This is a genomic window from Rhodophyticola sp. (assembly GCF_965284195.1).
Classification (GTDB): Bacteria; Pseudomonadota; Alphaproteobacteria; order Rhodobacterales; family Rhodobacteraceae; genus Rhodophyticola.
Genome location: NZ_CBDIRM010000001.1, coordinates 3,017,511 through 3,035,509 on the forward strand (window position 1 = coordinate 3,017,511; position 17,999 = coordinate 3,035,509).

General features: G+C 64.8%; 17 protein-coding genes. 11 read left to right on the forward strand and 6 right to left on the reverse strand.

Translation table 11 applies throughout. The annotated features are described in order from the left end of the window. Positions 1–217 precede the first annotated feature (217 nt). Together ACQ651_RS15155 and ACQ651_RS15160 are read left to right on the forward strand one after the other, a co-directional pair. Complete coding sequence (locus tag ACQ651_RS15155) at positions 218–1,852, forward strand: calcium-binding protein (protein WP_430449731.1); 1,635 nt, start codon at positions 218–220, stop codon at positions 1,850–1,852. Between the two features lie 345 nt (positions 1,853–2,197). After that, on the forward strand, positions 2,198–4,018 hold the full coding sequence (locus tag ACQ651_RS15160) for a calcium-binding protein (protein WP_430449732.1): 1,821 nt from the start codon (positions 2,198–2,200) through the stop codon (positions 4,016–4,018). 85 nt (positions 4,019–4,103) lie between these two features. On the opposite strand, the gene ACQ651_RS15165 is transcribed toward ACQ651_RS15160, so the two are convergent. From ACQ651_RS15165 to rbfA, 5 genes are read right to left on the reverse strand one after another with little or no spacing between them, the layout of a single operon-like run. Next, positions 4,104–4,997: an alpha/beta fold hydrolase gene (locus ACQ651_RS15165; RefSeq protein ID WP_430449733.1), complete on the reverse strand. Its 894-nt coding sequence runs from the start codon at positions 4,995–4,997 to the stop codon at positions 4,104–4,106. Between the two features lie 48 nt (positions 4,998–5,045). Then, positions 5,046–5,558, reverse strand: coding sequence for a DUF1643 domain-containing protein (locus ACQ651_RS15170; protein ID WP_227285797.1), 513 nt, complete (start codon positions 5,556–5,558; stop codon positions 5,046–5,048). After that, entirely contained in the window at positions 5,555–6,457 is a 903-nt protein-coding gene (gene truB, locus ACQ651_RS15175; RefSeq protein ID WP_430449734.1) for a tRNA pseudouridine(55) synthase TruB, read from the reverse strand. The genes ACQ651_RS15170 and truB overlap by 4 nt, the downstream gene beginning before the upstream one ends. Before the next feature lie 34 nt (positions 6,458–6,491). Beyond that, on the reverse strand, positions 6,492–7,238 hold the full coding sequence (locus ACQ651_RS15180; RefSeq protein ID WP_227285795.1) for a phosphodiester glycosidase family protein: 747 nt from the start codon (positions 7,236–7,238) through the stop codon (positions 6,492–6,494). Next, a complete protein-coding gene (gene rbfA, locus ACQ651_RS15185) occupies positions 7,235–7,639 on the reverse strand; it encodes a 30S ribosome-binding factor RbfA (protein ID WP_121897398.1) in 405 nt (134 codons plus the stop codon). Before rbfA ends, ACQ651_RS15180 begins: the two co-directional genes overlap by 4 nt. Before the next feature lie 114 nt (positions 7,640–7,753). On the opposite strand from rbfA, the gene dapB reads away from it, so the two are divergent. Beyond that, positions 7,754–8,566 (forward strand): 4-hydroxy-tetrahydrodipicolinate reductase, encoded by an 813-nt coding sequence (gene dapB / locus ACQ651_RS15190; RefSeq protein ID WP_430449735.1) that lies wholly within the window; start codon positions 7,754–7,756, stop codon positions 8,564–8,566. A 57-nt stretch (positions 8,567–8,623) separates the two neighbouring features. Next, the gene (locus tag ACQ651_RS15195; protein ID WP_227285793.1) at positions 8,624–8,977 is read left to right on the forward strand and encodes a dihydrodipicolinate reductase; all 354 of its coding nucleotides are present in this window, start codon (positions 8,624–8,626) and stop codon (positions 8,975–8,977) included. A 217-nt stretch (positions 8,978–9,194) separates the two neighbouring features. Here the strand turns inward: ACQ651_RS15195 and ACQ651_RS15200 are convergent, their stop codons facing one another. Further along, positions 9,195–9,386, reverse strand: coding sequence for a DUF1674 domain-containing protein (locus ACQ651_RS15200; RefSeq protein WP_227285792.1), 192 nt, complete (start codon positions 9,384–9,386; stop codon positions 9,195–9,197). A 72-nt stretch (positions 9,387–9,458) separates the two neighbouring features. Here ACQ651_RS15200 and ACQ651_RS15205 point away from each other — a divergent pair, with 72 nt between their 5' ends. From ACQ651_RS15205 to ACQ651_RS15235, 7 genes are all read left to right on the forward strand, one after another. Beyond that, on the forward strand, positions 9,459–10,709 hold the full coding sequence (locus ACQ651_RS15205; RefSeq protein WP_430449736.1) for an RsmB/NOP family class I SAM-dependent RNA methyltransferase: 1,251 nt from the start codon (positions 9,459–9,461) through the stop codon (positions 10,707–10,709). A 59-nt stretch (positions 10,710–10,768) separates the two neighbouring features. After that, positions 10,769–12,535, forward strand: coding sequence for a heparinase II/III family protein (locus ACQ651_RS15210; protein ID WP_430449737.1), 1,767 nt, complete (start codon positions 10,769–10,771; stop codon positions 12,533–12,535). Between the two features lie 16 nt (positions 12,536–12,551). Further along, entirely contained in the window at positions 12,552–14,141 is a 1,590-nt protein-coding gene (purH, locus tag ACQ651_RS15215) for a bifunctional phosphoribosylaminoimidazolecarboxamide formyltransferase/IMP cyclohydrolase (RefSeq protein ID WP_430449738.1), read from the forward strand. A 21-nt stretch (positions 14,142–14,162) separates the two neighbouring features. After that, positions 14,163–14,636: a signal peptidase II gene (gene lspA, locus ACQ651_RS15220; protein ID WP_430449739.1), complete on the forward strand. Its 474-nt coding sequence runs from the start codon at positions 14,163–14,165 to the stop codon at positions 14,634–14,636. Positions 14,637–14,680: 44 nt separating this feature from the next. After that, positions 14,681–15,193: a DUF3035 domain-containing protein gene (locus ACQ651_RS15225; RefSeq protein WP_227285787.1), complete on the forward strand. Its 513-nt coding sequence runs from the start codon at positions 14,681–14,683 to the stop codon at positions 15,191–15,193. 96 nt (positions 15,194–15,289) lie between these two features. Next, on the forward strand, positions 15,290–16,660 hold the full coding sequence (locus tag ACQ651_RS15230) for a M16 family metallopeptidase (RefSeq protein ID WP_430449740.1): 1,371 nt from the start codon (positions 15,290–15,292) through the stop codon (positions 16,658–16,660). Beyond that, a complete protein-coding gene (locus ACQ651_RS15235; RefSeq protein WP_430449741.1) occupies positions 16,657–17,967 on the forward strand; it encodes a M16 family metallopeptidase in 1,311 nt (436 codons plus the stop codon). Before ACQ651_RS15230 ends, ACQ651_RS15235 begins: the two co-directional genes overlap by 4 nt. Positions 17,968–17,999 lie beyond the last annotated feature (32 nt).

The window sequence follows — 17,999 nt, forward strand, 5'->3', positions numbered from 1 at the left end:
GTAATTGATCTTCAAATGCGCTAGAGATTCTCTTTGGCCCTTCAGGGTTTTGAAATGGTGTCCCGGACAAAGTGACAGGTGCTGTTGTGGTGCTGCCGGTCGCTTCGTCGACACTGGCCTATGCGATACGTCGCGCCCCCTGCATGACATCGCCAGAACGGCGAACCTTCTCTCTTTCCTGTCCGACTTGGTGATGGTTCCGTCCAAGGATAAAACGATGTTGTTTGCTACTGGTTTGATTGCCCTTCTTTGCTCCGGCGTGGCCGTTGGCGGCTTTCTGGCGGATCAGGACGATGGCGATCGGGACAAACCGACCCCGGACGGTGGTACCGACACGTCGGAAAGCGACGCCGCGACCTCCGACGACGGGGATTTCATCCGCGAGCCGGATGGCGATACCACCGGCGCGGACGCCACGGATGGAAATGATTCGATCCATGGGTCCCGGCTTGGCGATCTCCTTCGCGGACTTGGCGGCAATGACGACATGTTCGGCCGCGACGGCGACGACACACTGGAAGGCGGGGCCGGGGATGACGTGCTGGAGGGCGAAGACGGCGATGACAGCCTTTCCGGCGGGCAGGGTATGGACTGGCTCAATGGCGGAGAGGGCGCCGACAGTCTGGACGGCGGCGATGGCGACGACGATCTGGTTCTGACCACGGGCGACACAGCCACGGGCGGAGATGGAAGCGATCGCTTCTACACCGTCTTTGACGCGGACGAAGACCCGGATCAGCCCGCGCCGGAAATCGTCGATTTCCAGCCGGGCGTGGACAGGCTGGTGCTTGAGTTCGACGCTACAGCCGACGACTTGCCGGATATCACGCTGGACACGGACAGCATTCCCGGCAGCACCGTGGTCGGGTCGGCCGATGTGGTCATGGCGGTTCTGAACGGCACCACCGGGGTCAGCATGGATGACATCGCGCTGGTGGCCCTCGATGCCGGGGGCGAGACCATAGTGGACGGCGACGGCCATCTGCCGGGCGAGGAGGACGGCGCGACACCGGATGCCGCTGAAGGCGACGACCTTATGGATGGCGGAACGGCGAACGACATGCTGCGCGCCCGCGAAGAATTGTCTGACATCTTCGGGCGCGGCGGACCCGATGCGCTGACCGGCGGGCCGGGCGACGACCGGCTTGTCGGTCACTCTGGGAACGACGCGATTTTCGGAGATAACGGCGACGACAGCCTGGAGGGTGCCTCAGGGCATGACGAACTCTACGGCGATGCGGGCAACGATGTGCTGCGCGGCGGCGCGGGCCGCGATCTGCTGGCCGGAGGTGACGGGGACGACGACGCCGCAGGCGGCGCGGATGACGACATGCTCTTCGGCGGCGACGGAGACGATGCGCTGCAGGGCGACGACGGAGACGACCACCTGCAAGGCGGCTTTGGCGCCGACACGCTGGAAGGTGGCGCGGGCAACGACCGGCTCGATGGTACTTTTTCCAGCGAAAGCAACATGTTCGGCCCGTTCGACGAGGATGAAGGCGATGTGCTGGACGGTGGCGCGGGGGATGACATCATCATGGCCGGGACCGACGACCTGATCTTTGTGGGCGCAGGTGCCGACACGGTCACGACAGGCGCCTATATCGACCCGGATGGGGAGGCTCCGTTGATATCGGATTTCGACCCGGCCGAAGATGTGATCGAGGTGATGTTCGACCCCGCTCTGACGCCGGATCCCGTCATTACGGTCGTCGATTTTCCCGACGGCAGCGGCGCCGATATTCTGTTGAACGGCGAACTTGTTCTGAAGGCCAATGGTGCCCAAGGGCTTGACCCTGGCACCATTGCGTTGCGTCAGATCGACTTGCCGCTGGCCTCGCAAGGGGTCTGAACAGCACAGAATCAGCAGCCCGAAAATGGCCGGGTTGCCCGCGATTTCGTGACGCCGGATCGGGGAGGCCCGACGCCAATCCGGGACAGTTTTTCGCCGCCCACAATATTGACGTCAATAAGGAAACGATAGGGCCGAGTTATGGTGCCATCCGCCTGGTTTTTGCCGTTTTTGATCTTAACTCTTTGTTAATCCCTGATAGGTTCCCCCTGCCCGACCTGCGTCGATGCCAATCTGCAAGCCGCAGGCCCGGGCCAGTCTTGGAGCGCAATGCGACCATCGCGATTTGCACATGCGTCTGCACCATCCTTGGCTGTTTCTGTTGTAACGAGGAAGGGATTTATCATGTTGGGTGCTGGCGGATTTCTGTCGCTCTTGTTGGTCGGGTTTCTGGTCAGCGAGGTCTTTTCAGGCGATGATGACAACGACAATGAAACCTCCGACCAGAACAACGGGAGAGGCCCCGACCTGAACGCACCGGAGACCGGCGGAGATATCAGCGGCTCCGACCTTTCCGAGCGCATCTTCGGCTCGGACGGCTCCGACAAGATCGAGGCCGGCGGCGGCAGCGATACCGTCTTCGCCGGAGACGGCGATGACGGCATTCTGGGCGAAACCGGCAATGACAGCCTGAATGGCGGGCTCGGCAACGACACGATCGATGGCGGGCTCGGCAATGACAGTCTTGGTGGAAGTCTGGGTGCCGATGTGATGTTCGGCCGTCAGGGTGCCGACGAAATGCGCGGCGGGTTCGGCGAAGACACCCTTCTGGGCGGCACCGGCGATGACACGATGAACGGCAATGGCGGGGATGATTCGCTTCAGGGCGACGGCGGTGCGGACCTGATGAACGGTGAGGCCGGCGATGACAGCCTGTTTGGCGGGTTCGGCGACGATACGCTGAACGGGGGCGAAGGCGACGACACCCTGAGAGGCGGCGCCGCGAATGACCGGCTCGATGGCGGCGAGGGGGCCGACAGTCTTTTCGGCAACGATGGCGATGACCTTCTGGTGCTGGGCAATGGCGATGTGGCCTCCGGCGGATCGGGTGCCGACGATTTCTTTGCCGATGGAACGATGATCGCAGGCAGCGGCGAGCCGGTTCCGGTGATCCGCGATTTCGAACCGGGGACGGACCGTCTGGCTCTGAGATTTACCGGCGACAACACGAACCCGGTCATCACCTTCGATGAAGAGACCGACCCCGGCGATACCCGCGTTCTGGCCGACGGCGTGCAGATCCTGCAACTCTCCGGTGTGACGGGGCTAAGCCTGTCCGATGTGATCTTGGCACCGGACGGTCCGGGCACCACGCCGGGAACCGGCCCGGATATCAGCGCGCCCGGCGATGATGGCGAGATTACCGGAACCGACTTTGCGGAACGTATCTTCGGCACCGACGCGGCCGACAAGATTGCGGCAGCCGATGGCGATGACACGGTATTCGGCAGCGATGGCGACGATGGCATTCTGGGCGAGGCCGGCGATGACAGCCTGAATGGCGGGCTCGGCAACGATACGGTTGATGGCGGGCTTGGCAATGACACGCTCGGCGGCAGCCTGGGCGACGATGTGATGTTCGGCCGCCAGGGCGCGGATGAAATACGCGGCGGGTTCGGTCAGGATACGCTTCAGGGCGGGACAGGCAATGACGTGATCGAGGGCAATAACGGCGACGATACCCTGCTGGGTGAGGGCGGCGCCGACAGTCTGAACGGGGGCGCCGGCGATGACAGCCTGTCTGGCGGGTTCGGCAACGACACGCTGATCGGTGGGGAGGGCGATGACACATTGAAAGGTGGTGCCGCGGATGACACGCTGATCGGGGGTGAGGGTTCGGACACGCTGAAAGGCAATGATGGCGATGACCGGATCGAGATGACCGAGGGCGATGAAGCCACCGGCGGAGCCGGCGCGGACAGCTTCGTTTCCGGCGATTATGTCGAAACCTCTGCCGATGCACCCGTGGTCACCGATTTCGACCCGGCAGAAGACAGCATCATCCTTGAATATGACCCCGCCGTCTCCGCCAACCCGGTCGTGACCGTTGTGGATTTCGCCGATGGTACAGGTGCCGATATCCTGCTGGATGGGGAGATTGTGCTGAAAGCGGTCGGCGCGCAGGGTCTGACCCCTGCCGAGATCACGCTGTCGGCCGTCGCCTAGGCCGCCCGACGCCCGACGCCCGGCGCGCGATACGGCGCTCCGGGATACCGGACTGGCGCGGCCTCCCCTGCGGCTTTGGCGGCTTTCAGGCCCGGAAATGGGGCAGGATGGCGTCCAGCACGTCATCCGGCACCTCCTCCATAGCGAAATGGCCGCAGCCTGTGATTTCCTGCCCGCTCACCGTCACGGCCCAGTTCCTCCAGATCCCGAGCGGATCGCCCGTGCGGGCGGGAAAACCGCCGCGCGCCCAGACAAAGCAAAGGGGTGCGGCGATCTTGCGGCCTGCGGCGCGGTCGGCCTCATCCAATACCCGATCGAATGTGGCCCCGGCGCGGTAATCATTGCACATCGCGGCCACGCGGGCCGGGTCCGCCGCCTGCCGGCGATAGCTGGCCAGCGCTTCCGCGGTGAAGGGCGACAGATCGCCCGCATGGGTCCAGCTTGACAATGTCCAGTCCGTATAGGCCGGGCCGTCTGAACTGATCATCCGTTCGGGCAGCGGGGAAGGTTGGGCCAGAAAGGTCCAGTGATAGCCTTTCATCGCCAGATCCGCGCCCCAATGGGCCCAGAAATCCCCGGTCGGAACGATCTCGATGATCCCGAGCCTGTCCACGCGATCCGGGTGATCGAGCGCAAGCCGATAGCTGACGCGCGCGCCCCGGTCGTGGCCGAGGATATGTGCGCGGGGCAGATCGAGCGCATCCATCAGACCGACGATATCCAGCGCCATCTCGCGTTTGGAATAGGCGCGGTTTTCGGCATCGTTCGGGGGAATGTCGCTTTCGCCGTAACCGCGCAGATCGGGGATGATGACGTGGAACTCCTCGGCCAGCGCCGGGGCGATCTTGGCCCAGCTCATGTGGTTTTGCGGATATCCGTGAAGCAGGATCAACCGCGCGCCCTGGCCTGCCTGATGAACGGACAGGCGGGTGCCATTGGTGGCGATCATCGAACGGGTGAAGCCGGGAATGTCTGACATGTGCGCCCTCCTGATTTGGTCCAAGCCTGCCGATCAGATGAACGCCGGTCAATCACCAGGCCATGGCACGGGCTGCACCGCATAGCCGATGTAAAGCGGGTGTTTCGGGTGGCCGCCCTTCGACAGGCCCAGATGATGCAGCGGCGTGCCCGTGGCGCGCAGCATCGTTTCGACCTCCGGGCCGCGGTTCAGAAATGCGCCGTGCGTGCCCCATGCGGCAATCGTCTGATCGGCCCAGGGCAGACTTTCGAGGATTGCCGCATCATTCGCCGGACCGATCGGATCGGTCGCAGCCCGCATGTGGCGCGGATCGGTGTCGCGCCATGCAAAGATGTTCAACACGCGAAAGGCGCCGAAGCCAAGGGTGCGGGCCCGCCGCTCGCAGCGTTCGACGGTGGGGTCGTTTTGCACTTCGGTCGCGGTAGAAGGGTTCAGCATGATGAACAATGCGCGCCGCCCGGCAGGATCCCAGACGCGGGTCAGCGAATAGCGGTACCGCTCACAATCGGAATAGACGGCAACGGACTGCGCGTCGCCTTTCTGGAAGCTGCGCGTGATCACAGGTTGAAAACCCGGCTCGGGTGCAACATTCCACCGCGGTAAATCCCCACGGCCACCGGGGTTCCGTTATGCGCGGCCCAGCATTCCTCGCCATAATCCGCCGCGGTGACGACCTCTCCGGGATTGCCGTTTTTCAGCTTGGCCGCTCCCATATCGGTACAGAGGAGGCGCGGCAGATCGGACAGGCCGGTCTCCACCGGCAGCAGCAGCGCGTCAATCTCCGTGGTCCGGGCAAGCGTCTCGATCCGCTCGAAACGCACCGCCTCCTCCACATCGAACGGGCCAGACCAGATGCGGCGCAGCACCCGCACATGGGCGTGACAGCCAAGGGCCTCGCCCAGATCCCGGGCAATCGCGCGGACATACCCACCCTTGCCGCAGACCAGTTCCAGTTCGGCATGATCCGGCTCGGGGCGGTTCAGCAGGCTCAGGCTTTCGACGTAAAGCGGCCGGGCGGCAAGCTCCAGCTCCTCGCCCTCGCGGGCAAGCTTGTAGGCGCGCTGCCCGTCGATCTTGACGGCGGAGTATTGCGGCGGAACCTGTTTGATATCGCCTTCGAATGCGGGCAGGGCGGCAATCAGATCCTCGTCGGACGGGCGCAGATCGCTTGTGGAAATCACCTCGCCTTCCGCATCGTCGGTATTGGTGGCCTGCCCGAAGCGGATCGTGAATCGGTAAGCTTTCAATGCATCGGTGACATAGGGCACAGTCTTTGTTGCCTCCCCGAGGGCCACGGCCAGCACGCCAGTCGCATCGGGGTCGAGCGTGCCCGCATGACCGGCTTTCTTCGCCTCGAATGCCCATTTCACATTGTTCACGACAGCGGTGGAGGTCAGCCCGGCGGGTTTGTCGACCACCAGCCAGCCGGAGATATCCCGTCCCTTGCGCGTGCGCCCCATGAGTGTTCCCGTCCTCCCGGTGAAGGCCGGTCTGCTACCCGCCCGGCGCGGCGTCGTCAACAACCGTGCCCAGAATCGGCCCGATGGGAAAGCCCAGATCGCTGCGGCCGACACCCGGGGCATAGAGGCGCGAGACACGACCATCGAGGAAGAGCGCGTTCGGCACCCCCAGACCATCGCGGAACAGGCGCGCGAAATGGTGGAAGTTCACCTGATCGTCGGAAATGGCCATGAAGATACGGGTGCCGGTCTCGTCGACCCCCACACCGTTCCTGATATTAAGACTGTCGCTGTCTTCGATGAAGCGCGGGTGCAGCGCGCCGTCGATGACCAGCATCGGCCCCGATTGGGTCGCATAGCGGCAGTTAGGCGGGTCCGCGGCATAGGCGCGGCTTTCGATCACCTGCGCGCGGTCGTCCTCAAGGCAGAACACGCCATTCGGCAACAGGCCGAAGTTTCCCGGCCCATCCGACGTGATGACGCGCATCTGTTCGACGCCGTCCTCGATGTAGAGGCCCACGGGCGCGCGGTCGTCATGGAACATGCCGGCATTCATGGCGAAGCCAAGCCGCTGCCCCTCCGGCAGGCTTTGATCGACCCGTGTGAAAGAGCCGTAGACCTGTCCCTCCGCGTCGCGCAGAAACAGCCGGATGTCATCCGTTTCGGTATTCATCTCGCAGACCGTGAAGCGCGCGCCGTCGAACGTGACGGCGTTGCAGGCGGCCTCTGCAGGTGTGGCCAGAAGACCCGCGACAAGGGCAAGGATGGCCGGGTGGATCATTCCGGATCACGCTCCAGATCCCGGCGCACCTTCTCCTGCGCGAAAAGGCGGCGGCTTTCATCCATCCGGTCAAATGTCTCGTCGATCACGAAGCGCAGATCAGGGGTGTATTTCAGAGACATTTCGCGGCTGATCGCGCGGCGCAGCTCCGACCGGTTGCGCTTCAGCGCCTCGATCGCCTCCTCCCGCTGACCACCGCCAAGCGGCATCACATAGACGGTGGCGATCTTCAGATCGGGCGAGGCGCGCACCTCCCCCACGGTGATCGACATCGCGTTCAGCTCCGGGTCATGCACATCGCCTTGGTTCAGCACATCGGCCAGCGTGCGGCGGATCAGCTCGCCCACCCGCAGCTGGCGTTGCGACGGGCCCGGGCCGTCATGGAACTTGTTCTTTGCCATTGGCTCAATCCTCTGGCCCCAGCACTTATGGAATCACCGGGCGCGGTGCAAGCAAGCGCTTTGCGATCCGGGTGACCTTCGGTTACATCCAAGCCAAAGCCCGGAGGGACGACTATGAGCGAAACTGTTGGCATCGCGGTGATGGGCGGCCCTGGCCGGATGGGCCGAATGCTCATCGAAACCATTCAGGCCAGCGACAAGGCGCATCTGGTCGGCGTGACCGCGCGGACAGGGTACGCCTGGGTCGGCCAGGATCTTGGGGAGGCGATGGGGGGCGCCCGCAATGGCGTGCCGGTCTTCGACGACCCGCTGGAGGTGATCGCCAAGGCGCAGGCGGTAATCGATTTCACTTCACCGCAGGCCACCGTCGACCATGCGCTTTTGACGGCGCAGGCGCGCTGCGTCCATGTGATCGGGACCACCGGGCTCTCCGCCGCGGATCTGGAGAAGATCGCCGCCGCCGCCCGCCATGCGACGATCGTCCGGGCCGGGAACATGAGCCTTGGCGTGAACCTGCTGGTCCAGTTGACGCGGCAGGTGGCCGCCGCGCTGGACGAAGATTTCGATATCGAAGTGATCGAGGCGCATCACAATCAGAAGGTCGATGCGCCCTCGGGCACGGCGCTGATGCTGGGCGACGCGGCGGCCGAGGGGCGCGGTGTCGCGCTGGATGATGTGGCGGACCGGGGCCGGGACGGCATGGTCGGCGCGCGCGAAACCGGGCGGATCGGCTTTTCGGCCATCCGCGGCGGCGACATCGTGGGGGAGCATGATGTGCTTTTCGCGGGCCCGGGGGAACGGGTTGTGCTCCGCCATTTGGCCACGGACCGGCGGATTTTCGCACGCGGTGCGCTGAAAGCGGCCCTCTGGGGTCAGGGCAAGGGGCCGGGCGAGTTCTCCATGGTGAGCGTTCTGGGATTGCGGTGATCCAGAACCACCGCTGATCCGTATTGCGCTTGTGCACAGGAAACAGGGAGATCCGCGATGCTGCGCAGCATATCATTGGCGGTGACACTGAGTATGACGGCGCCGGCCATGGCCGACGAGTTCAGCATCGTGGACACCCGCGAGAGTTTCGTGAGCCTGGTCGAGGGCCGGGAGCTGACCCGCTTCGGCATTCGCCTGAACGTCACCCCGAGTGGAGAGATCGTGGGCCGCGCCTTCGGCTCCGCGGTGACCGGTCAGTGGGACTGGGATGGCCGGTATTTCTGCCGCGATCTGTTTTACGGCGACGAGGATCTTGGCCCCAACTGCCAGTTGGTTCAGGTGAACGGGAACACCTTGCGGTTCACCTCGGATCGCGGTGCCGGGATTTATGCGGACCTGCGCCTGCGATAAACGCATCCGTACGATGATCAGCAAACGGGATACGATGCCGGAGAGCCGTTGCCGAACCGGTCTTGCCGGCCTCGCGCAAGACACTTTACGCCCCCGGGCTCGCTCCGGAATACATCGTGGATTGCGCAAGGGTGAAACACGCCCGGGAGATCCGTGTCAGCGCCGGCGACAGTCCCGAAAAAGATCATCGGGCACAGTGTCGCGCTGTCTGCTTGCCTCAGAAATCTATCGCAAGGCCCTTTTTTTCCCAATCGCCGTAGCGCACCGGCTCAGGCCCGTCACGCCCGCCCAACTCCGTCGGCAGGACGGGTTCACCGCGCGCCTTGCGGCGCGCTTCCGCTTCGGCCAGGGCCCGTTCCGCCGCGGGCGGCAGGGCCGGCCGGTCCTCTTCTGTCGTGGCGTCGGACATTCCGGGCGCTCCTTGTGTGGCTCCGTTCTGTGATATACGTCCGCAGATCGGCGGAGCAAGAGGATTAGAGGCATGTCGCTCGAAGGGTTGGACGCCCGCCGCGCAGCGCTGGACGCACTTTACGAGGTGCTCTGGGAAAAGCGGCTCCTGTCCCATGTGAACAGGGGCGCACTCCCACTGGCGGATGCGGCGCGCGCTAAACGGCTGACCGCCGAGGTGCTGCGCCATCTGGGGCGGCTCGACGCGGTGCTGCGCCCCTATCTGGCGCGACGGCCCAACATGGCGGTGCAGAACATCCTGCGCCTGGGGGCCTATGAGCTTCTGCTGGATGGCAGCGGCGCCCATGGCATCGTGAACAGCGCCGTGGCGCTGGCAAAACGGCACCCCCGCACCGCGCGCGCCTCGGGCCTCGTCAACGCGGTTCTGCGCAAGGTGGCCGAGGACGGCCCCGCAGCTTGGGAAAAGACCCCGCCCCATCCGCTTCCCGTCTGGCTTCGCAAGCCGATCGGCAAGGCGTTCGGTCATGACGTGCTGCTGGCGATCGAGGCCGCACATCAGGCCGGCGCGCCGATCGACCTGACACCCAAGACCGACGGCGTGACCGTGCCGGGTGCGCAGACACTGCCGACGGGCAGTTTGCGTCTGAGCCACGGGCAGGTTTCCGCGCTGCCCGGATATGCCGAAGGCGCATGGTGGGTTCAGGATGCCGCCGCTGCGCTGCCGGTGCGATTGCTGGGCGATGTCGCGTCCGCCTCGGTGCTGGATCTCTGTGCGGCACCGGGGGGCAAAACCCTGCAACTCGCCGCGCGCGGTGCCGCGGTCACCGCGCTGGACATCTCCGAGGACCGGATGGCGCGGCTCCGCGAAAACCTGGCGCGAACCGCGCTGAGTGCGCAGATCGTGATCGCCGACGCGTTGGAGTGGAACGGCGGACCGTTCGACGCGGTGCTGCTCGATGCACCCTGTTCGGCGACAGGCACCATCCGGCGCCACCCCGACCTGCCATTTGTGAAATCCGCCGAAGAGGTCGAAACCCTGACCCGGCTGCAGATGCAGATGCTGGACCGGGCGAAAGATTTTCTCAAACCCGGCGGGCGGCTGGTCTACTGCACATGTTCGCTATTGCCGAACGAAGGCGAAAACCAGGTGAAAGCCGCACTCAAGCGACATGACGATCTAGAGATGGTACCTGTCGATCCCGTCTCTCTGGGGGGCGAACCCGGGTGGTCCGGCCCCGAAGGCGGGCTTCGGCTGCGGCCGGATTTCTGGGCCGGTCTTGGCGGAATGGACGGGTTTTACATGGCGCTGCTGCAAAGGCGGTGACACTGTCCCCGCGCGCGGGTATCCTGCGCATAAAACAGGCAGAGCAGCACATCGCCATCATGTCAGACCCCTTGTCCCCTGCCCCCGTTGCCCTGCGGGCGCGCCCCGGACGCAAGACGCGATTGCAAAACCGGCTGGCCGCGTGGCGGGCCGGGCTGGGTCAGGCGGCGCGCGGATTCGTCTCGCAGCCCGAACCGCGGACCATAGGCAGCGACACGCGCGGGCGTCAGTTGATGGCCGGCAATCTGATGTTCGCGGGCATCTTTGTCGAAGCCCCCGATACCAGCCCCTGGACCCTGGACCCGCCCAGTGACGCGTTCGAAGACGAATTGCACGGGTTCGAGTGGCTGGATCATCTGGCCGCGGTCGCCGATGGCAGCGGGCGGCCGGTCGCGCAGAGCTGGCTGGCCGAGTGGCTGAAACGGTATGGGCGCGGGGCCGGCCCCGGCTGGACACCCGATCTGACCGGGCGGCGGCAGATCCGATGGATCAACCACGCGCTGTTCCTGATGAACGCACAGGACCGGCTGGTCGGGCGGCTGTTCTACGAAACCCTCGGCCGGCAGACGGAATTTTTGGCCCGGCGCTGGCGGGCCAGTTCGCACGGTCTGCCCCGGTTCGAGACACTGACCGGGTTGATCTACTCCGCCTGCTCCCTGACCGGGATGGAGCGGCACCTGACCCCGGCCTTGCGCGCGCTGGCGCAGGAATGCGCGCGCGAGATCGACGCAAGCGGCGGCATCGTCACCCGCAACCCCGAGGAATTGCTGGAAGTGTTCACGCTGCTCACCTGGGTCTCGGCAATTCTCGGGGAAACCGGCAGGCGCCCCGATCCGGCCGTGAACACCGCGATCATGCGGATCGCACCGACGCTGCGCAGCCTGCGCCATTCCGATGGCAGCCTGGCGCGGTTTCACGGCGGCGGCCGGGGTGCGCCCGGTCGGCTGGATCACGCGCTGGCGCAATCCGGTGTGCGGCCCGGGATCACCAGCGGGCTTGCCATGGGGTATGCAAGGCTTTCGGGCGGGCGTGTGTCGGTGGTGGTCGACGCGGCCCCGCCGATGATGGGCGCCCGCGCCTTCAACGCCCATGCGGGCACATTGGCCTTTGAGCTGTCCTCGGGGCGGCGCCCCGTGGTGGTCAATTGCGGCTCCGGCGCCAGTTTCGGCGCAGACTGGCGGCGCGCCGGGCGGGCAACCCCGTCTCATTCGACATTATCGATCGAGGGATACTCCTCATCCCGGCTTGGCCCCCGCGCGTCCGATCACGGTGTGGTCAGGCAAAGCCTGATCGACGGACCGGAAACGGTGGAGGTACAGCAATCGCAAAGCGGCGGCGCACGGTCCATTGCGCTCAGCCATGACGGCTATCGCAAGACCCATGGCCTGCTGCATCTGCGCAGCCTGTCGCTGGAGGAGGACGGGCGGCTCCTGCGCGGGGAGGACGGGCTTGCGGCGATGACAGAGGCGGATCGCGATGTGCTGGACCGGGTGATGGCCCGGTTGAGCCCCGACGGTCTTGGCTATTCGGTCCGGTTTCATCTGCATCCCGATGTGGAGGCGAAACTGGATATGGGCGGCAACGCGATTTCGCTGGCGGTGAAAGGCGGCGAAACATGGGTTTTCCGCCATGGCGGCGAAGGGCAGATGCGGATCGATCAGTCCGTTTATCTTGAAACCGGGCGGCTCAAGCCACGCGCGACAAAACAGATCGTTCTCTCCGCCCGGCTAAACGATTATGGCAGCGCGGTAAGCTGGAGTCTGGCCAAACCCACCGATGCACCGCGTCGGCACCGGGATTACGAGCAGGACGATCTCTGGCACTGACTTAGATGGAGCGACCATGACCGAGCTTGTCCCGCTGCGCCGCGCGCTGATCTCCGTATCCGACAAGACGGGGCTGGAGGACCTGGGGCGCGCCCTGGCCGAACGCGGGGTGGAGTTGCTCTCCACCGGCGGCACGGCGGAGGCGCTGCGCAAGGCCGGGCTGAAGGTCACGGATGTGGCCGAGGTGACGGGCTTTCCGGAGATGATGGACGGGCGCGTGAAAACGCTGCACCCGAATGTCCATGGCGGATTGCTCGCCCTGCGCGACAATCCGGACCATCAGGCCGCACTGGAAACCCACGGGATCGGGGCGATCGATCTTCTGGTCGTGAACCTCTATCCGTTCGAAGAAACCGTGGCCAAGGGCTCGGACTACGCGGAATGCGTGGAAAACATCGACATCGGCGGCCCGGCGATGATCCGCGCCGCCGCCAAGAACCACGCATTCGTCACCGTGATCGTCGATACGCAGGATTACGGCGCGCTTCTGGCGGAACTCGGCGCCCATGACGGGGCGACACCGCTGGCCTTTCGGCAATTGATGGCACGGACGGCCTATGCCCGGACCGCGGCCTATGACGCCGCGGTGTCGGACTGGATGGCGGCGGCGCATCAGGATCAGACACCCTATCGCCGCGCGTTCGCGGGCGTTCTGGCACAGCCCTTGCGCTACGGCGAAAACCCCCATCAGCATGCGGCGTTTTACGTCGATGGCTCCGCCCGGTCCGGTGTGGCGACCGCCGAACAGCATCAGGGCAAGGCGCTCAGCTACAACAATATCAACGACACCGATGCAGCGTTTGAACTGGTCGCCGAGTTCGACCCGGCGGACGGGCCGGCCTGCGCCATCATCAAGCATGCCAATCCATGCGGTGTGGCCCGTGGCGCGACCCTTGCGGAGGCCTATGGCCGGGCGTTCGACTGCGACCGGACCAGCGCCTTCGGCGGGATCATCGCGCTGAACCAGCCGCTGGACGCCGCCACTGCCGAGGCGATCACCGGCATCTTCACCGAAGTCGTGATTGCACCTGGCGCCGACCCTGCGGCGCGCGAGATCTTTGCGGCAAAGAAGAACCTGCGTCTTTTGACGACCGGTGGATTGCCGGATCCGCGCGCGGCATCGCTCAGCTTCCGGCAGGTTTCGGGCGGGTTTCTTGTGCAGGACAAGGACAATGGCCATATCGGACCGGAAGACCTGCGTGTCGTGACCCGCCGCGCGCCCGAGCCCGGGGAACTGGCCGATCTGCTGTTTGCCTGGAAGGTGGCCAAGCACTTGAAATCGAACGCGATTGTCTATGTGAAGGATCAGGCGACGGTCGGCGTTGGCGCAGGCCAGATGAGCCGCGTGGACAGCAGTCGCATCGCCGCGCGCAAGGCCACCGATATGGCCGGGGTGCTGGGGCTGGCCGAAAGCCCCGCGATCGGGGCGGTGCTGGCCTCCGACGCCTTCTTTCCGTTCGCGGACGGGCTTCTGGCCGCAGCTGAGGCCGGCGCGCGGGCGGTGATCCAGCCGGGCGGGTCGATGCGGGATGACGAGGTGATTGCCGCGGCCGACGAGGCCGGGCTTGCCATGGTCTTCACCGGCATGCGCCATTTCCGGCACTGACCAAAGGGAGCCCTTTTCAGAATGCGCCTTGTTTTCCTGTCCGCCCTGTTCTGGTTCGCCGCCGATCAGCTCAGCAAATGGGCCGTCGTCCACTGGATGCGGCTGGCCGAGATCGGGCATATCGCCGTCTGGCCGCCGTTTCTGAATTTTCACATGGGCTGGAACACGGGCATCAATTTCGGCCTGTTTTCCGGAAGCCCGGATGCAATGCGCTGGATCCTGATCTCCTTGGCCGTATCCATTTCGGCCTGGATATTATGGTGGGCCAAGACCGGGCTGACCCGTCCGGTGGCGCTTCTTTCGGCAGGTGCGATCGTGGGCGGCGCGCTCGGCAATGTCCTTGATCGGGTGATCTATGGCGCCGTGGCGGATTTTCTGAACGTGTCGTGCTGTGGCATCGTGAACCCATTTGCCTTCAACCTTGCCGATATCGGGATATTTCTGGGTGCGTTTGGCTTGCTCATCTTCGCGGATGCGAAGAAGATCACCACGTGACGCCGGGCGTTTGATCGGTTACACCCGGCCCGAAGGAGACGATGATGATGCGGTGGCGCGGTCTGATAGCGACGGGATTGGTGCTGGTCATGGTTGCGGGATGCAGCCGAAGCGACCCGCGTCTGCTGAACATCACGGCAGACGGGGACGGGCCGGACGAGTTTTCGATCCTGCCGACGCGCCCCCTTGAAATGCCGCCCAGCTTCGCCGAACTGCCGCCGCCGACCCCGGGCGGGCCCAACCGCGTCGACCCCAACCCGGAAGCCGACGCCATCGCGGCGCTTGGCGGCAATATCGAACGCGCCAGCCGCGACAATGGCGGGCTGGTCGGTTATGCCGGTCGGTTCGGTATCGGCGCCGGCATCCGCGAGACGCTGGCAAGCGAGGATCTGGAATACCGCCGCGACAATGATGGCCGGCTGCTGGAGCGGGTCTTCAACGTGAATGTCTATCATCGCGCCTATCGCCCGCTGTCACTGGATCAATATGCCGAACTGGAACGGATGCGCCGCGCCGGCATCCGTACGCCTGCCGCCCCGCCCGACCCGGCCGAGTGATCCCCCCATCACAGCCCCGTCAGGACGGTTGATGCGTCTGCTTCGGCGCTTATGTTGCCGTGAACGCCTGTGTTTCCCGCCCTGTCGGAGGTCTTGATGATATTGCGCCGCCTGTTGACGATTGCCCTGACCCTGACGCTTCCCTCCTCACTCTGGGCTGCGGGCGAGGTGACGCAGTTCACGCTTGAAAACGGGATGGAAGCCGTGGTGATCGAGGATCATCGCAGCCCCGCCGTGGTGCATATGGTCTGGTATCGCACCGGTGCCGCGGATGAGCCGCCCGGCGTCTCCGGCATCGCGCATTTTCTGGAACATCTGATGTTCAAATCCACCGACGATCTGGAAAACGGCGAGTTCAGCCGGATCGTGGAGGCCAATGGCGGTACCGACAACGCCTTCACCTCATGGGATTACACCGCCTATCACCAACGGGTGGCCGCCGACCGGCTTGGCCTCATGATGCAGATGGAAGCCGACCGCATGCAGGATCTCGTGATCACCGAGGCCGATGTAGTGACCGAACGCAGCGTCGTGCTGGAGGAACGCGCGCAGCGGACCGACAGCAGCCCGGGCGCTCTTTTCAACGAGCAATTGCGCGCGGCCCTCTACCTCAACCATCCGTACCGGATCCCGATCATCGGCTGGCGGCACGAGATGCTGTCGCTGGATCGGGAAGATGCGTTGGAGTTCTACGAACGGTTCTATGCTCCCAACAACGCCATTCTGATCGTGGCCGGCGACGTGACGCCGGACGAGGTGCGCGCCCTTGCCGAAGAGCATTACGGCCCGCTTGAACCCTCGCCCGATCTGCCGCCGCGACTGCGCCCGTCGGAACCCGATCATATCGCCGACCGCACCGTGCGCTATGAAGACGGGCGTGTTGCCAACCCCTATGTCAGCCGCGCCTATCTGGCCCCGGAGCGCGACAGCGGCGCACAGGAAGAGGCCGCCGCGCTGGCTCTTCTCGCGCAGGTTCTGGGCGGGAGCGGGACGACATCGGTGCTCAGCCGAACCTTGCAGATCGAAGAGGAACGCTCTCTTTTCACGACGGCCTATTATCAGGGGACGAGCCTCGACGACACCAGCTTCACCATTCTGAACGTGCCGGTGCCGGGCGTCAGTCTGGAAGAGGCGGAGGCCGATCTTGACCGGGTTATCGCCACATTCCTCGAAACCGGCATCGACGAGGCGCAGTTCGAGCGGATCAAATTTCAGTACACGGCGTCCGAGATCTACGCACAGGACAATGTGCAAGGGCTGGCCCGCCAGTATGGCGTCGCCCTGACAAGCGGGCTTACGGTGGAAGACGTTCAGGCCTGGCCCGATGTCATCGCGGCCACGACAGTGGAGGATGTGATGGAGGCCGCCGAGCTGATTTTCGGCGGCAACACCCGATCCGTCACCGGATATCTGGACAGGCCTGCTGCGCCAGTGGCCGAGATCGCGACAGAGGAGGGGACCCAATGATCCGCGCCGTGTTCACCGCGATCACCGCCCTGATCCTTGCGCTGCCCGCCTGGGCCGTCGATATCGAAGAGGTCGTCTCTCCGGGCGGCATCTCGGCCTGGCTGGTGGAGGATCATTCGATCCCCTTCGTCGCGCTGGATATCCGGTTTCAGGGCGGCACCTCGCTGGATGCGCCCGGCAAGCGTGGCGCGACCTTCCTGATGACCGGTCTGCTGGAGGAAGGCGCGGGCGATCTGGATGCACAGGGTTTCGCCGCCGCGACCGAGGCACTTGCCGCCGAGTTCGATTTCAGCGCGTATCGCGACAGTCTGGTCATCAATGCGCAGATGCTGACGCAGAACCGGGATCAGGCCGCCGACCTGCTGCGTCAGGCGATCGTGGCACCGAATTTCGACGAAACGGCGCTGGAACGGGTCCGCGGCCAGGTTGTGTCGATCATCGAGTCCGACGCGCAAGACCCCCAAAGCATCGCCGCCACCCGGTTCAACGCGCTGGCATTCGGCGATCACCCGTATGCCACTGCGCAGGAAGGCACTACCGCCTCGGTCAGCGCCCTGACACGGGACGACATGATCGCCGCCCATCGCGCGGCCTTCGCCCGCGATCGGGTTTTCGTGGGCGCGGCGGGCGATATCACCGCCGAGGAACTCGGGCTGCTTCTGGACGCGTTGCTGGGCGATCTGCCGGCCGAAGGCGCCCCCCTGCCGGGCCCCGCCCCCTATCTGCTGGACGGGGGCACGACGGTTGTCGATTTTCCGACCCCGCAATCGGTGGCCTATTTCGGACATCGCGGGATCGAACGGCTTGATCCGGATTTCTTCCCCGCCTTCGTGCTGAATCAGATCATCGGCGGCGGCAACTTCCGCTCCCGCCTGATGCAGGAGGTCCGGGTTGAACGGGGGCTGACCTACGGCATCTATACCTATCTGGCCCTGTCGGACCATCAGCCGATGATGCTGGGGCGGTTTTCCTCGTCCAACGATCTGGTTGCAGAGGCTGTGGCCGTCACCCGTGCGGAATGGGCCGATATCGCCGCGAACGGCGTGACCGAGGAGGAGCTGGAAGCCGCCAAGCTGTTCATGACCGGCGCCTATCCGCTCCGCTTTGACGGCAACAACACGATCGCCGGGATTCTGGCCGGCATGCAGCAGGACGGAATGCCGGTGGACTATATCGCAACCCGAAATGCACAGGTCGACGCGGTGACGATGGAGGATGTCCGGCGCGTCGCAGCGCGGTTCTTGCAGCCGGAGAACCTGCATTTCGTCATTGTCGGGCAGCCCGAAGGGCTGGAACCCGGCAACTGAGCGGAAGCGTTTCCGAATCGGAGCGGGCCATG

Coding starts and splice junctions, on each gene's coding strand:
- ACQ651_RS15200 (WP_227285792.1), bottom strand. CDS start 9,386: ATGTCCGACGCCACGACAGAAGAGGACCGGCCGGCCCTGCCGCCCGCG.
- ACQ651_RS15165 (WP_430449733.1), bottom strand. CDS start 4,997: ATGTCAGACATTCCCGGCTTCACCCGTTCGATGATCGCCACCAATGGC.
- ACQ651_RS15230 (WP_430449740.1), top strand. CDS start 15,290: ATGATATTGCGCCGCCTGTTGACGATTGCCCTGACCCTGACGCTTCCC.
- ACQ651_RS15195 (WP_227285793.1), top strand. CDS start 8,624: ATGCTGCGCAGCATATCATTGGCGGTGACACTGAGTATGACGGCGCCG.
- ACQ651_RS15225 (WP_227285787.1), top strand. CDS start 14,681: ATGATGCGGTGGCGCGGTCTGATAGCGACGGGATTGGTGCTGGTCATG.
- ACQ651_RS15205 (WP_430449736.1), top strand. CDS start 9,459: ATGTCGCTCGAAGGGTTGGACGCCCGCCGCGCAGCGCTGGACGCACTT.
- ACQ651_RS15155 (WP_430449731.1), top strand. CDS start 218: ATGTTGTTTGCTACTGGTTTGATTGCCCTTCTTTGCTCCGGCGTGGCC.
- dapB (WP_430449735.1), top strand. CDS start 7,754: ATGAGCGAAACTGTTGGCATCGCGGTGATGGGCGGCCCTGGCCGGATG.
- lspA (WP_430449739.1), top strand. CDS start 14,163: ATGCGCCTTGTTTTCCTGTCCGCCCTGTTCTGGTTCGCCGCCGATCAG.
- ACQ651_RS15210 (WP_430449737.1), top strand. CDS start 10,769: ATGTCAGACCCCTTGTCCCCTGCCCCCGTTGCCCTGCGGGCGCGCCCC.
- ACQ651_RS15160 (WP_430449732.1), top strand. CDS start 2,198: ATGTTGGGTGCTGGCGGATTTCTGTCGCTCTTGTTGGTCGGGTTTCTG.
- rbfA (WP_121897398.1), bottom strand. CDS start 7,639: ATGGCAAAGAACAAGTTCCATGACGGCCCGGGCCCGTCGCAACGCCAG.
- ACQ651_RS15180 (WP_227285795.1), bottom strand. CDS start 7,238: ATGATCCACCCGGCCATCCTTGCCCTTGTCGCGGGTCTTCTGGCCACA.
- truB (WP_430449734.1), bottom strand. CDS start 6,457: ATGGGGCGCACGCGCAAGGGACGGGATATCTCCGGCTGGCTGGTGGTC.
- ACQ651_RS15235 (WP_430449741.1), top strand. CDS start 16,657: ATGATCCGCGCCGTGTTCACCGCGATCACCGCCCTGATCCTTGCGCTG.
- purH (WP_430449738.1), top strand. CDS start 12,552: ATGACCGAGCTTGTCCCGCTGCGCCGCGCGCTGATCTCCGTATCCGAC.